The following is a 13,729-nucleotide window of genomic DNA, read 5'->3' as shown; positions in this document are numbered from 1 at the left end:
TTCGTTATTTGAATGTAACAATACAGCATTATCGACATCTAGATGACGCGTGAGCTTCTAAAATGCTGGGGAATATATTTTCTTTGTTGTTTGGTACACAAACAAACACGACATCATAATGTTGTTTCAATTCTCTTAGGTAAGCTAATGATTCAACGCCAGTAACGCTTGCACCAAGGTATGTAAGCATTTTGACACCACAATGCCGAGACTGTGGAAAAGGGTCAAAATAAATAATATTTTTATTTAACCATTCGCTGCTCTGGACTGAGTGAAAGATGAGTATTAAGCAGGTTGAGTCTGATTGCCACGGTAAAGATACTGCCGGAATCAGGTGTAGCATTGCAGAGTGAGTTCACCGCACATTAGCTTGACTAACTCTTGACAGATTACCAGGCCTAAACCTGTGCCTTGGTATGAGCGGCTGAAAGTGTCCTCAACTTGTGAGAAAGCAGCAAAAAGTTTTCTTTGGTCTTCATGGCTAATACCGATACCAGAATCTTCAATTTGTAGAACAATTTCATACATGCCATGCTCTTGCTCTTCTCCGGAGGCTGAAAGACTGACAAAACCATGGTCAGTAAATTTGAGTGCATTACCTAAAAGGTTATTTAACACCTGTTTAATTCGGTAACTATCACCAATCAGTTTTTCAGGCAAAGGCTCTAAGTTGTATACGAACTCCAATTTTTTTAGGTAAGCGGACTTGGCCATGACACTCACCATATCTTCTAATATTTCGTTTAGTGAAAAAGGGTGGTTGTTGATTTTTAATTTACCCGCTTCGATTTTAGAAAAATCCAGCACATCATTGACAATGCTTAACAAGTTATCAGCCGCTGCGTTGATAATACTGATCTGCTCTTGTTTTTCTGGGGGTAATGAGTCTGAGTGTAACTCTCTGCTGAAGCCTAATATGGCGTTTAGGGGAGTGCGGATTTCATGACTCATGTTGGCTAAAAACTGTGACTTAACGTTGCTCGCTTCAATCGCATTTTTACGAGCAATATCTAGACGCACATTTTGCTCTTCCACTAGTTTAATATTATTTCTTAAGTCAACTGTAGTTTGCTCTACTTCTTGTTTTAAGCGGTGACGGCTTTTATCTATAATGGCGAGCGAGAATAAACTTGCCTCAATGAAAATAGCGAATGGAAAACAATAAGTTGTAAAGAAATTAGCAGGCAAAATAGATGCCAAACTCAATATACCGATAAGTGAAAACCCAGCAAATAGACTCCATGCAAAAATAAAATTACGAGCTGCATAAAACTGATGGCTATAACTTTCAAAACCAGCATAGGTGTATGTTGCAATGGCCATTATAATTGTTAAATAAATTAAGCTACCCAGCCAAGCTGGGGGCAATACATGAAATGATGTCAACAGGCCCAAGACTGCTAACACGCCTATACAAGCTTTAGTATAAACCAACGAATTTGGCGCTGATTTAGACATTTCTAAAAAAGAAATAGTAAATAATCCAGCAAAAATACCAGGGATTATAGAGATAAAATCGGTATGATGACTGGCCCACGCAGAGATGGAATTGGGCATCAATAAGTGTAAATGCCCCCCCAAACAAACTGCCAAATTAGAGTGGAACTAATAAAACCAATGTATGCCAGTAAACTATTGTCCCTTAATCTCAGGTACAACATAAGGTTGTATAGGGCCAACATGATAAGCCCACCGTAGAATAGACCCCAAATAAGATTGTCATAAAAATTAATTTGTTCGTGGCGAGCGTTAGTTTGGATATCAACTGGAGCGATTAACGCTGAGTGTTGGCCCTCTAAGCGCACATACAAATCGAGTGTTTGTGCATATGGCATATCTAGTTTCAATGTTGGAAAACGATACTTAGGGTTGTAACGGGTTTTACCCTGACTTGTTTTAGCTAGAACCTCATCTCCTAGCAATACGAAGATATCTACCTTTTCTAGCTGAGTATAAGCAACATCAATTACCCATTGCTTATTCTCGGTAATATTACTAATAGTCGTATGTAGCCAAATTCCTTTATCGGAAAACCCATAGTGTGGATTGTCACTGGATTGCCAAGCAAACTCACCCAGTTTTTGTTTGATGTCCAATATCCCAAGAGGATGACCCGTTTCTCGAAATACTTTGAATTGAGGGGATAACCTGATAACTTCATTCGTGGTAATTAACTGAATTTCCCCTTGCGCCACTGCCCAAAGAGGTAAATAAATTAATGTGAGTAGTAAAAATCTACAAACACGAAGAAACATCTTATTCAGTCCTTGTGGGAGATGATTAGCCTATTAAAGCATTTGACTGATACATATGGCAAACATTAGCTTTATTTATCAATATGCAAAACTAAACTTAGGTGATGTAAACAGTGTCAATTATAGGGTAGTCTATAGCATTGTAATAAGGTCTTTAGGCATTATTCACTTTAACCTGCAATCTAAAACAAGAATAAGTGGTATAAGCAGTCAAACATGAGTCAAGAAACCATTATCAATAAAGATGGCATCGAACAGTTAACGATGCATCGATTCACTGAAGAGTCTTACTTAAATTATTCCATGTACGTCATTATGGACAGAGCATTGCCGCATATTGGTGATGGTTTGAAACCGGTGCAAAGACGTATTGTTTATGCCATGTCTGAGTTGGGGCTGAATAACGGAGCTAAGTATAAAAAGTCGGCAAGAACCGTCGGCGACGTACTCGGTAAATTTCACCCCCACGGCGACTCCGCATGTTATGAAGCCATGGTGTTGATGGCACAGTCGTTTTCTTATCGTTATCCATTAGTTGATGGACAAGGTAATTGGGGGGCGCCAGATGATCCTAAATCTTTCGCTGCGATGCGTTATACCGAATCTCGTTTATCCAAATTCAGTGAAGTTCTGCTAACTGAGTTAGGACAAGGGACGGTTGATTGGCAGCCAAATTTTGATGGTACATTAGACGAGCCAAAAGTGTTACCGGCGCGTTTGCCACATATTTTATTGAATGGTATCACTGGCATTGCGGTAGGTATGGCGACTGATATCCCTCCTCATAATGTGCGTGAAGTCGCCAGGGCTTGCGCCCATTTACTGGATAACAGCAAAGCCGAATTACACGAACTATTAGCATTTGTAAAAGGCCCCGATTACCCCACAGACGCTGAAATTATTACCGCAAAGGCCGACATTACAAGGATTTATGAAACTGGCCGTGGTTCGATCAGGATGCGTGCAGTGTATACAGAGGACAGTGGCGATATTATTATCACGGCGCTGCCACATCAAGCATCTGGTGGCAAAATTCTTGAACAGATTGCTGCACAAATGCAAGCCAAAAAGTTACCTATGGTCAGTGATTTACGAGACGAGTCAGATCACGAAAACCCCACACGTTTATTGATCACACCGCGCTCTAATCGTGTTGATGTAGAGCAACTTATGCAACATTTGTTTGCTACTACAGATTTAGAAAAAAGTTATAGAGTTAATATCAATATGATTGGCTTAGATGGCCGTCCACAGGTTAAAGACTTGCGGATGATATTAACCGAGTGGTTGATCTTTAGAAAAGACACAGTTGTTCGAAGGTTGCAGTTTAGATTAGATAAAGTGCTTGCAAGATTGCATATTCTTGAAGCATTAATGATTGCATTTTTGAACATTGATGAAGTCATTCGCATTATTCGCTACGAAGAAAAGCCTAAACAACAATTGATGTCACAGTTTCATTTGTCGGATATTCAAGCTGAAGCCATCCTCGACTTAAAATTGCGTCACCTGGCTAAGTTAGAAGAAGTAAAAATCCAAGCTGAGCAAGAAGAACTTGCTAAAGAGCGTGATGCACTTCAGCTTTTGTTAGGTTCTGATAAACGTCTGAAAACGCTGATTAAAAAAGAAATCTTAGAGGCCGCAGAAGTATATGGTGATGACAGACGTTCGCCTATTGTTACGCGAGGCGAGTCTAAAGCCTTGTCTGAAAAAGAGCTGATTCCTTCTGAAGCGGTCACAGTGGTCCTGTCTGAAAAAGGTTGGGCACGATGTGCTAAAGGCCATGATGTAGATGTTGAAGGTTTAAGTTACAAAGCTGGGGATAGCTTTCAAGCCAGTGCTAAAGGACGAAGTAATCAACAAGTTGTATTTTTCGATTCCTCAGGTCGGGCATTTTCTTGCGATGCTCACGGATTACCTTCAGCTCGAAGTCAAGGAGAACCATTAACTGGCCGATTTAATATAGTCAGCAGCGAAAGTGTTGAACATATGGTGATGGGCAATGACGAGCAGCAGTATTTAATGGCATCTGATGCCGGCTACGGGTTTGTCGGTAAATTCAGCGATATGGTGAGCAAAAATAAAGCAGGGAAAGCTTATCTATCGCTGTCTCCAGCGGCTAAAATCATTGATCCTCAGGCTGTGTTTGATCTCAAAACTGATTGGTGTCTGGCTATTTCAAACGAAGGTAGAATGTTAATGTTTCCGCTGCGAGACTTACCCAGTTTAGGAAAAGGAAAAGGTAACAAGCTGCTTAGTATTCCTCCAGCAAAGGTAGCATCTAGAGAAGAGTATGTCAGTGTGTTAGCTATTATTCCTCAAGGAGCTAACGTTAAAATTTTAGCGGGTAAAAGAGGTATGACTTTAACCGCTGCTGACCTTGCTCACTATCAAGGAGAGAGAGGCAGACGAGGAAATAAACTACCCCGGGGTCTGCAACGAGTGGATGGGGTTGAAGTTGTAAAAGCTGGAACAGTTCCTACCCTATCAGACGAAACCAATCATGTTGATGGCAATGGTATAGTCTAAGCGCATAACTCACATGCTGTTAAGCGGATGCAATGGTTTCATCCGCTATGATTTCCTTGCTACTTTATTTACCATCACATTTAGCCATCATACTTTTTTAGCTTATCAAATTAGGTTTATTATGAAGCTTAAACATTTATTGAAGCGTTTTTTGGGGCTTGTTTTCTTAAGCCTTTTTGATATTCCCTTTGCCACAGCTAATGAAAACCCTATTGTTATTATGATTGGCGTTGATGGGCTGCGAGCCGATACCTTGGAACGTATGCCCGCACCCAATTTACAGTTATTAGCAGATTTTGGCGTGAGGGCTAGTATGATCCCAGCTATGCCGACTACAACTTTTGTGAATTTTTATTCTTTAGCGACTGGTTTACATCCAAAGCATCATGGCTTAATTTCCAATTACCCTTATGACCGAGAATTGGGGCGCAAGTTTAATCCTCGAACAGACGCAGGTGATCCTCAATGGTGGAACGGTGAACCTATTTGGATAACAGCTGAGAAACAAGGCGTTAAGGCTGCCACTTATTTTTGGGTGGGTTCAGAGGTGGAAATTGATGGTGTACGCCCATCTATCTGGAAACCCTATCAAAAAAATAAAGATTACGCTGAGCGAGTTGTAGAGGTGTTGCAATGGCTTGCTTTACCTAAAAAACAACAACCAAGATTAATAACATTATATTTTTCAGCTGTTGACACTGCAGCACATAATTTTGGCGTGGATTCGGCGCAAGAACGAGAAGCAGTTGCTATGGTTGATAAACATGTTGGCGATTTGGTCATGGGTATCAAAAAATTAGGCCTTGAACAGCGCACCAATATAGTGGTTGTGGCGGATCATGGTATGGCCAATTTATCTGACGAACGCGTGATTAATCTTGATCCATGGGTAGATTTATCTGTTTTTATGGTACCCGATTGGTCAAATAAGAGGACTTCAGTGCAGGCTCCGTTCCTATATTTGTACGCAGCCCCTGAATTAGTGGATGCAGCTTATACAAAATTACATAAGGCTCACCCTAAAATGCGAGTGCTACGCCGCGGTGACTTTCCAACTAGTTATCATTTTGACCATCCAAAAAGAGAACCCGATTTAATGTTGCTTGCGGATGCTGGTTGGAGTATTTACGCTAGTCGAGATAAGCGTCAGTCACAACCTATGGCTAAATCAGGTCAATCTATTGCCACTCATGGTTATGATAATCAAAATCCATTAATGCACGCATCTTTCATTGCTAAGGGCCCAGCATTTAAGAAAAAAATCATAGCTAGACCCTTCGATAACATAGACGTTTACGGTTTATTGGCCTGCGCTTTGAAAATAAAGCCAGCCAAAACAGGTGGGAATATTAAAAATGTTCAATATTTCATGACAGAATATTGTCAATCCTCTGAATAGTGATTGGTATGAGTGCAGTTAAGTAGAGATCGTAGCGGGCAAAAATCTACGAAGTACTCGTTAATAGTGATATCTAAAGTTTTTAATTATCTGATTTGGAAATACAATGTTCTTCTTGATTAAAGGTGCAGATTATTTAGGCTCAATTTCTCGCACATGTCGTTTCACCGATAGCATTGAGCCAGTCAAACCTAAGAAAATCGACAGGCCTAACATCCAAAGGAACGTAGAAAATTCTGCTCCGGTTAAGTTGAAACTCTTCTGATACAATTCGCTGACTGCACTCACACTGCTACTCATCCACCATAGCAGTAATACAACTGCTATCCACGCTAGCAAACCACCTAAAAATCCATACCAAAAACCCGTGTACATAAAGGGTCGTTGGATAAAGGCATCAGTGGCACCCACTAATTTCATGATTAAAATCTCGTCTTTTTTACTAAGAATATTTAGTCTTATCGTATTACCAATAATGAGTACAACCGCTAGAAATAGCAAAAGAGCAATGACTGTGACCAAATCTTTAACTACATTAAGCAAAGCGTGGAGTCGCTCAAGCCATTCAATATCTAGTTTACCCATATCAACTTCTCTTTCGTCTCTGAGCTTATCTAACAATAAGCGAGCGGCTACAGGAGTAGCATGATGGCTGGTGGGTGTGACTAGTATAACATCGGGCAATGGGTTGTGATCTAAGTAAGTAATAGCCTCACCAAAACCAGACAATTGCTTAAACTCATCAAGTGCTTGGTCAGCTGAAATATAGTTGATGGAATCAATTTCTGGCCATAGCTGAATACGTTTTAGTAACTGGTTAATATCGCCCTGACTGATTTTTTCCTTTAAAAATAGAGAAATTTGAGAGGCTTGCTCCCAACCAGAACTCACATTTTCGGCATTTTTTACCATTACGTAGAGCGTGCTAGGTAGAGTGATGCTTAACCCTAATACGCCAATTGTCATAAATGTTGCCGCTTTTGAGCGCCATAATTCACCTAAACTACCTAGTGCCTGTCTCACATGACTAACAAAAAACATCAGTAAACGTTGATAAGCTGAGATGTGAGAAATCTGCGCGCCTTGCACTCGACCTTTAAACAAGATGCTCATTTACTTAACCTCATTAATGAGCGAGCCAATCCAATACGGAGCTAAGCACACACAATAGTAAGAAGATTTACACATAAAGCTCGTCACTTTGAAATTCATCGGTTAAGCCATCCGTTATCATCTGGCCTTGTTTAAGTGTGAGTGTTCTATATTTCATCCGTGCAATTAATCCTAAGTCGTGAGTAGCAATAAATACGGACACCCCCGCTTGATTAAAATCCTCAAATAAACGAATAATCTCCATCGATAATTTGGGATCTAAGTTACCTGTTGGTTCATCAGCCAGTAATAAAGGAGGTTTGTTGACTACAGCTCGGGCAATACCAACTCTTTGTTGTTCTCCGCCTGATAACATCGCAGGTAGGTGTTTGACCTTATCACTTAGCCCCACCATTTCTAATGCTGCATGCACGCGTTTAGCCGTTTCTTTATGAGAATAACCTTCAATAATTAAAGGTAGCGCCACATTGTCAAACACACTTTTGTTCATCAGTAACTGGTGGCTTTGAAAAATCATCCCTATGTCACGACGGATGTAAGCAATTTGTTTACGTTGAATATTGCGTAAATCGTGTCCATTGATCAAGACTTTACCAACAGTGGGACGTTCCATGATGGATATGAGTTTCAGCAGGGTGCTTTTTCCGGCACCAGAGTGCCCGGTTAAAAATGCCATCTCGCCTGGCTCAATATGGAAATTCACCTTTCTTAAGGCTTGTTGTCCGCCGGGATAGGTTTTACTGACTTGTTCAAACTTGATCATAAGGGCTTAGTATCATAAGTGGTTTGGTTCGTTTGTTATTACTGACTGCCAGATTCTGAAAATAACGCATTTACAAAATCTTGGCTATTAAATGGTCTCAAATCGTCAATACTTTCGCCTATACCGACATATCGAATAGGAATATCAAACTGATCAGCAATCGCAAAGATAATCCCACCTTTTGCAGTACCGTCCAATTTAGTTAAACTTATACCGGTTAAGCCTACTGCTTCATTGAACAACTTGGTCTGGCTTACCGCATTTTGTCCGGTACCTGCATCTAAGGTAAGCATTATTTCGTGAGGGGCTTCAGGTGCAATTTTTTTGATTACTCGCACTACTTTTTTAAGCTCTTCCATCAAGTGTTCTTTGTTTTGCAAGCGACCCGCAGTATCCGCAATCAACACATCGATATTTTTTGCCTTGGCTGACTGAAACGCATCAAAAATAACCGACGCACTGTCGGAGCCTGTTTGTTGTGCCACCACTGGAATATTATTGCGTTCGCCCCACACTTGAAGCTGTTCAACAGCCGCTGCTCTGAATGTATCGCCGGCTGCCAACATAACTTTCTTACCTTGTTGTTGGAATTGTTTAGCCATTTTGCCAGTAGTGGTGGTTTTACCTACGCCATTCACGCCGACCATTAAAATAACAAATGGCCCGGACTCAGTTTTGAGTGTTAGGGGCGATTCCACTTTCCTTAAAATATCAGCCATTTGTTCTTTTAATAATTGGTATAAGGTGTCGCCATCTTTTAGTTGTTTACGATCTGAGCTTTCAGTTAACTGCTTAATTATTTTGACCGTGGTATCCATACCCACATCAGCCACCAACAATTGAGTTTCTAATTCTTCAAATAATTCATCATCAATGGCTTTACCACGAAATAAATTAACAATACCACTACCAATACTTCCTTTAGTGCGTGCCAGTCCGCGCTTTAATTTACCCAAAAGGCTGGATTTTTCTATGTCTTGTTGTTCAACAAATGGTTTTTCTAATGCTGCTACTGCAGGCTGATTGTTAGCCAATAGGGTATTTTCGGTCAAAGGGGCATTTTCAATAGCGGACTCGGTGACAGCTGCATCGGTCTCTAATGTAGATTTTGGTTCAACAAGCTCTGGCCCCCCTTGAGTGTGAACCTGAGGGGGTAAAGGATCCGTCGAATTAGTTTGCTCTGATTGCGTTATTGCATCAGTTTTTGTAATTGATTGACTGGATTTAGAATTATTATGATTTATAAATTCTGATTCTTTATAAACTTCTTCATCTATGGTTTGAATAGAGGGTTTTTTATCGACAGGAGACTCTTCTTGTTGCTTGTCTTTTTTGAGCCATTTGAAAAACTTTGACATACCGGTGAGAAATCCTAGGTAATTGGGTAAACTATTTAAATCATTTCTCAATAATAGCATTTCTATACCAAATGAAGCGAGGCGAAAAACGTTCATCAACCAACAGCGCAGCAGCTAGTTCAAAACCTAGTGGCACAGTGCGGATTATCAGTGGGCGTTTTCGGGGACGTAAGCTGCCAGTTCTCGATGTTCAGGGGTTACGTCCAACTACGGATAAAAATAGGGAAATGTTGTTTAGTTGGCTTATGCCCTATACCCTAGATGCAAGATGCCTAGACGCATTTGCAGGCAGTGGTGGATTGGGTTTTGAAGCTTTGTCACGCTATGGGAAAAGTTGTACTTTTATTGAATTAAATAAAAATGCAGCAAAAAAAGTAGCAGAAAATATTCAATTATTAGGCTTATCTGCGCAGCAGGCACAAATCATACATGGCAATACTTTGGATGCATTAAACAACTTAAATCTGCCATACGATTTAATTTTCTTGGACCCATCGTTTAATCAAAACCTGCTGCCGCAAACGATACAGCTCATAGATAAAAATGTTTTGTTATCTATTGATGGCGTTATTTATATCGAATGTGAAGCTCAAGGAGCCAGTTATTCAGTACCTGAAAATTGGCGATTGATTAAAGAAAAACGTAGTTCGCAAATTTTGGCCAGAGTTTATCAACGCAATAGCTGACTTATTTAGATTGCTATACCTATATTGCTCATCCCTTCTGCGGTGGCTAATTGCTTCAATTGTTTACAGCTTTCGGCATTTTTTGCACACGTGGATAATAAGATTAATAATTCTTGTTGTGTATCGACTTCCCATTGCATTAGCGGGTGTTGTTTAATATCGAGGTCGTTGACATCCTCATCAGAGCTCGCTTCGATAAATGCTTCTACCCCACCTTGAGATAGTTTGCTTACGACTACTGCCCCTTGAGGATCTTCGCCTTGTATCAGTAGAATAGTCGCAGACAGTGACATAGCCATGTCGATTGCTGGATATACACCATAATTATCAAAATCGCTGGCATCAGGGACTGCGTCTTCTACTTTTTCTAATTGGGCGGTAAAATTTATTTTTGCTTTGGGTACAGCTAACCATTCCCAAATTGCATTTAGGCTATTTCGATATTGTGCATGATCAGCAAATTCTGTGGCCTCACAAAAAAGCACATAATTGGGTAACATCCGTTCTAAAAGTGTGGCTGAAAAGGCTACTGCATGCCAGCCTTCTAGTTCTCTTACTTGCTGAAATATATTTAGTTTTTTGTTCAAAATTAGTCTCATTAAAATGTTTACGAACCGCTCATCCCTTGAAACAAGTTTAAAGCCAATGTGTCGAACACTACCTTACCTTAATGAAGAATATTTACCTATCCCGTCTATCATATTGGAATAGAAATCATTATCAAAATCATGCCCCTCAGTTTCTCTATAGCGGTTGATCCTCTCTCACCAAATCATCCATGCTAAAAAGTATCTGTATGGTCGCTGAGGCTAACCATGACTTTGCCAATGCCAATGCCAATGCCAAGGACCAATATAATATCCAACTAAGACAGAGGCGCCCGCTACAATAGGTATGGCTAATGCTACGATAAATGGTTATTCACTTAGGGCTAATCCTGACTGCAGGAATATCATTTTAAGACCCATCAGGAAAAAATAATCTCCTCCTGCCATGCTGACACTTTTTTGGCAAACATTTAAAAAGCCAACATAATAATCAGTAAAAACAATGAGTCCCTCAAACATATTATTATTCTTCGCTTGGACTCAAGCGTCTTCAATCAGGCATAAAGACTGGTAAATTAGCTGATGGATCAATAATCAAAAATAAGGTAGCAACATCAGATTATGTGTTCAAATTTTTTCTCAATATTATAATGCTTTAACCTGATTTTCTAACACTTCATACTATAAATTAGTATTGATTTCAGAGGCTTGACAATTAACAGTAAAGTACGAATTTATCTAATGTATATCACTAGATGACAGTTCTTACCGGCAAAACTCAAACATTTCACTTTACTAATAAGTTATCGAATATCATTAAGGCATAAAAGGAGTGACGCATTAGTTTTTTCCCTACTACGGATATAGACCCCGATGGAAGACCATTTTTTGCAAAAGAAACGGTAGAAAAATACAGGGCACTTGCTGAACAGTTAGGGCGGGAACGTGAATTAAAAACCGAAAAGGCGGGTGTTATTTCTCCCGCTATTTCGATGTATTTTACTCCTCTAATAACGCTCGAGCTATAGTTCTAAATCCTTGAGCAGTGGCACCTATAGGCATATATGCCGTTCCATTAGCGTTGTATGCTGCAGCTAGGTCAATATGTAACCAACCCTTACCTTGTTCGTTAACAAACCTTGATAAGAATCCTGCTGCGTTAGATGCACCGCCACCGCCGCCGCCTTTTTGTGATTTGCTATTTGCAGTGTCAGCAAAGGCGGAGGGGCACTTATTTTGATGCCATTTTTCTAATGGCAAACACCATGAAGGCTCAAATTCTTGAGCCGAGTAACCTAAAACTCTTTGTTGCAATGCTTTATCCAACGCAAAAAAAGCATTGTACTCTTCCCCTAAAGCCACCATTGCCGCTCCTGTAAGCGTAGCCGCATCTATAATCAGTTTAGAGCCTGTTTCGGTGGCTGCCATTAAGCCATCTGCTAATACTAATCGACCCTCTGCATCAGTATTGACTATCTCTACAGTTGTACCATTTTTGTAGGTGATCACATCACCTAATTTGTAAGCGTGACCGCTAATGAGGTTTTCTGCACAACATAAAAATAACTTAACTCTTTTGTTCAAACCTCGCAAAATAGCCAAGCCAAGTGCACCAGTGACGGTTGCTGCACCACCCATATCACATTTCATACTCAGCATGCCTTCACTGCTTTTAATGCTATATCCACCGCTATCAAATGTAATGCCTTTGCCTACTAGGGAAGCTGAAATAGGGGCATTGATATCCCCCGTTGGGTTATAATCGATTTCAATCAGCACTGGGGGACGGGTGCTTCCACGACCCACATGGTAAATGCCCATCCAGCCTTGATTTTTAAGTGCTTCGCCGACCCATCTTTTGCTGCTTATATGTTTTTTGTCTATCGACTTAAGCCAATCTTCACATTTATTAGCAAGCATTTCTGGTGATAAATCTTCTGGAGTCGCATTGGTGATATTGCGTGTAAAGATCATAGCTTGATAGCGGTGCGACAATTCATGTGCATTGTCATCATCACACCACTTGATATGGTGCTGTTTATTCGTGGTGGTAAAGCTTTGAGCCAAAGCCCACTGCTGCTCAATCTTCCAGCTGCCAATCAACTCAACCTGGATAACACCTAAGCTATCAAGACTGCGCGCCGCTTTTTTGATATGACGTAAATTGTTTTCTGAATCCACTAAGTGAATTTGTGCGGTTTGGCCATTAACAGACAAAACCGTTCCAGCTGAATAATAATTGGCTGGGGCTTGGTTGGTAATAGAAACAGATAAACGAGACATAACTTCTCCATTTAGTGAAAAATAGTTAGGATAGCACGACGTTTATAGCCGAACATCATTTTAAGTAGCGACTATGCAGTTCTCCTCTACTCTTATTCAAGGCACATTGATAAAACGATATAAGCGTTTTTTAGCTGATGTGCAATTAACCGATGGCTCCATTGTCATCGCACATTGCCCCAACACAGGCGCTATGACTGGCTGTGCAGAGCCCGGATGGCAAGTCTGGCTATCACCTAGTAACAATCCAAAACGTAAGTTGTTATATACATGGGAAGTGGTACTCACTAATCAACTTCATTGGATTGGGGTAAATACTCACAAAGCCAATGCATTAGTAAAAGAAGCGATACAAGATAAAAAGATATCTGAATTAATCGGCTATCAAAACCTGAAGGCTGAAGTAAAGTTTGGCGAAGAAAATAGCCGAATTGACTTTTTACTCACAGCTCCAGAAAAAGCAGACTGTTATGTTGAGGTTAAGTCGGTGAGTCTTTTAGATAATAATCTGGGGTACTTTCCTGATGCAAAATCCCTTCGTGGGCAAAAACATTTGCGGGAGTTAAGTTATGTTGCCAGTCAAGGTAAACGGGCCGTATTGTTTTTTTGCGTGCAACATTCAGGTATTCAATCCGTGCAAGTGGCAAAGCATATTGACCCTGACTACGCTAAGGAACTCAAGCAAGCTATGCTTAATGGAGTACAAATTTTATGTTATAGGTGTGAGATTAATTCAGAAAAAATCTATATAAATCAATCTTTGCAGTTTTTTTCATAAAATAGAAGTTGATTTTT

Annotated in this window: 10 protein-coding genes and 1 pseudogene; 4 read left to right on the top strand and 7 right to left on the bottom strand. The window is 40.2% G+C overall.

What is annotated here, in order from left to right; translation table 11 throughout:
• Positions 1–330: 330 nt before the first annotated feature.
• Both Q0Y52_RS19360 and Q0Y52_RS02415 read right to left on the bottom strand, forming a co-directional pair.
• A complete protein-coding gene (locus Q0Y52_RS19360; protein WP_366939228.1) occupies positions 331–951 on the bottom strand; it encodes an ATP-binding protein in 621 nt (206 codons plus the stop codon).
• A 210-nt stretch (positions 952–1,161) separates the two neighbouring features.
• Positions 1,162–2,255: pseudogene (locus tag Q0Y52_RS02415) on the bottom strand (7TM diverse intracellular signaling domain-containing protein); the annotation flags it as partial.
• 216 nt (positions 2,256–2,471) lie between these two features.
• Here Q0Y52_RS02415 and parC point away from each other — a divergent pair.
• On the top strand, positions 2,472–4,784 hold the full coding sequence (gene parC, locus Q0Y52_RS02410) for a DNA topoisomerase IV subunit A (protein ID WP_297817492.1): 2,313 nt from the start codon (positions 2,472–2,474) through the stop codon (positions 4,782–4,784).
• Between the two features lie 121 nt (positions 4,785–4,905).
• Positions 4,906–6,183 carry an alkaline phosphatase family protein gene (locus Q0Y52_RS02405; RefSeq protein ID WP_297817490.1) on the top strand — a complete coding sequence of 426 codons (1,278 nt, stop codon included), beginning with the start codon at positions 4,906–4,908 and terminating at the stop codon, positions 6,181–6,183.
• A gap of 132 nt (positions 6,184–6,315) precedes the next feature.
• Here Q0Y52_RS02405 and ftsX read toward each other — a convergent pair whose 3' ends face one another.
• From ftsX to ftsY, 3 genes are all read right to left on the bottom strand, one after another.
• Positions 6,316–7,296 carry a permease-like cell division protein FtsX gene (gene ftsX / locus Q0Y52_RS02400; protein WP_297817487.1) on the bottom strand — a complete coding sequence of 327 codons (981 nt, stop codon included), beginning with the start codon at positions 7,294–7,296 and terminating at the stop codon, positions 6,316–6,318.
• Positions 7,297–7,363: 67 nt separating this feature from the next.
• Positions 7,364–8,059 carry a cell division ATP-binding protein FtsE gene (gene ftsE / locus Q0Y52_RS02395; protein ID WP_297817484.1) on the bottom strand — a complete coding sequence of 232 codons (696 nt, stop codon included), beginning with the start codon at positions 8,057–8,059 and terminating at the stop codon, positions 7,364–7,366.
• A 38-nt stretch (positions 8,060–8,097) separates the two neighbouring features.
• Positions 8,098–9,417, bottom strand: coding sequence for a signal recognition particle-docking protein FtsY (ftsY, locus tag Q0Y52_RS02390; RefSeq protein WP_297818111.1), 1,320 nt, complete (start codon positions 9,415–9,417; stop codon positions 8,098–8,100).
• Between the two features lie 71 nt (positions 9,418–9,488).
• On the opposite strand from ftsY, the gene rsmD reads away from it, so the two are divergent.
• Positions 9,489–10,103 carry a 16S rRNA (guanine(966)-N(2))-methyltransferase RsmD gene (gene rsmD / locus Q0Y52_RS02385; protein WP_297817481.1) on the top strand — a complete coding sequence of 205 codons (615 nt, stop codon included), beginning with the start codon at positions 9,489–9,491 and terminating at the stop codon, positions 10,101–10,103.
• A gap of 5 nt (positions 10,104–10,108) precedes the next feature.
• On the opposite strand, the gene Q0Y52_RS02380 is transcribed toward rsmD, so the two are convergent.
• Positions 10,109–10,693, bottom strand: coding sequence for a YjaG family protein (locus Q0Y52_RS02380; protein WP_297818107.1), 585 nt, complete (start codon positions 10,691–10,693; stop codon positions 10,109–10,111).
• 957 nt (positions 10,694–11,650) lie between these two features.
• A complete protein-coding gene (pepB, locus tag Q0Y52_RS02375; protein ID WP_297817478.1) occupies positions 11,651–12,934 on the bottom strand; it encodes an aminopeptidase PepB in 1,284 nt (427 codons plus the stop codon).
• A gap of 73 nt (positions 12,935–13,007) precedes the next feature.
• On the opposite strand from pepB, the gene sfsA reads away from it, so the two are divergent.
• A complete protein-coding gene (gene sfsA, locus Q0Y52_RS02370; RefSeq protein ID WP_297817475.1) occupies positions 13,008–13,712 on the top strand; it encodes a DNA/RNA nuclease SfsA in 705 nt (234 codons plus the stop codon).
• Positions 13,713–13,729: the final 17 nt, after the last annotated feature.

The organism is uncultured Paraglaciecola sp., from assembly GCF_943787955.1.
In the GTDB taxonomy this organism is placed as follows: Bacteria; Pseudomonadota; Gammaproteobacteria; order Enterobacterales; family Alteromonadaceae; genus Paraglaciecola.
Note: the sequence above shows the minus strand (reverse complement) of the source record. Positions and strands in the feature narration are given on the sequence as shown.

What these genes read in the sequence shown, in the direction of transcription:
- ftsX (WP_297817487.1), bottom strand. Translation starts at nt 7,296, where the DNA reads ATGAGCATCTTGTTTAAAGGTCGAGTGCAAGGCGCGCAGATTTCTCAC.
- Q0Y52_RS19360 (WP_366939228.1), bottom strand. Translation starts at nt 951, where the DNA reads ATGAGTCATGAAATCCGCACTCCCCTAAACGCCATATTAGGCTTCAGC.
- parC (WP_297817492.1), top strand. Translation starts at nt 2,472, where the DNA reads ATGAGTCAAGAAACCATTATCAATAAAGATGGCATCGAACAGTTAACG.
- sfsA (WP_297817475.1), top strand. Translation starts at nt 13,008, where the DNA reads ATGCAGTTCTCCTCTACTCTTATTCAAGGCACATTGATAAAACGATAT.
- Q0Y52_RS02405 (WP_297817490.1), top strand. Translation starts at nt 4,906, where the DNA reads ATGAAGCTTAAACATTTATTGAAGCGTTTTTTGGGGCTTGTTTTCTTA.
- ftsE (WP_297817484.1), bottom strand. Translation starts at nt 8,059, where the DNA reads ATGATCAAGTTTGAACAAGTCAGTAAAACCTATCCCGGCGGACAACAA.
- ftsY (WP_297818111.1), bottom strand. Translation starts at nt 9,417, where the DNA reads ATGTCAAAGTTTTTCAAATGGCTCAAAAAAGACAAGCAACAAGAAGAG.
- rsmD (WP_297817481.1), top strand. Translation starts at nt 9,489, where the DNA reads ATGAAGCGAGGCGAAAAACGTTCATCAACCAACAGCGCAGCAGCTAGT.
- pepB (WP_297817478.1), bottom strand. Translation starts at nt 12,934, where the DNA reads ATGTCTCGTTTATCTGTTTCTATTACCAACCAAGCCCCAGCCAATTAT.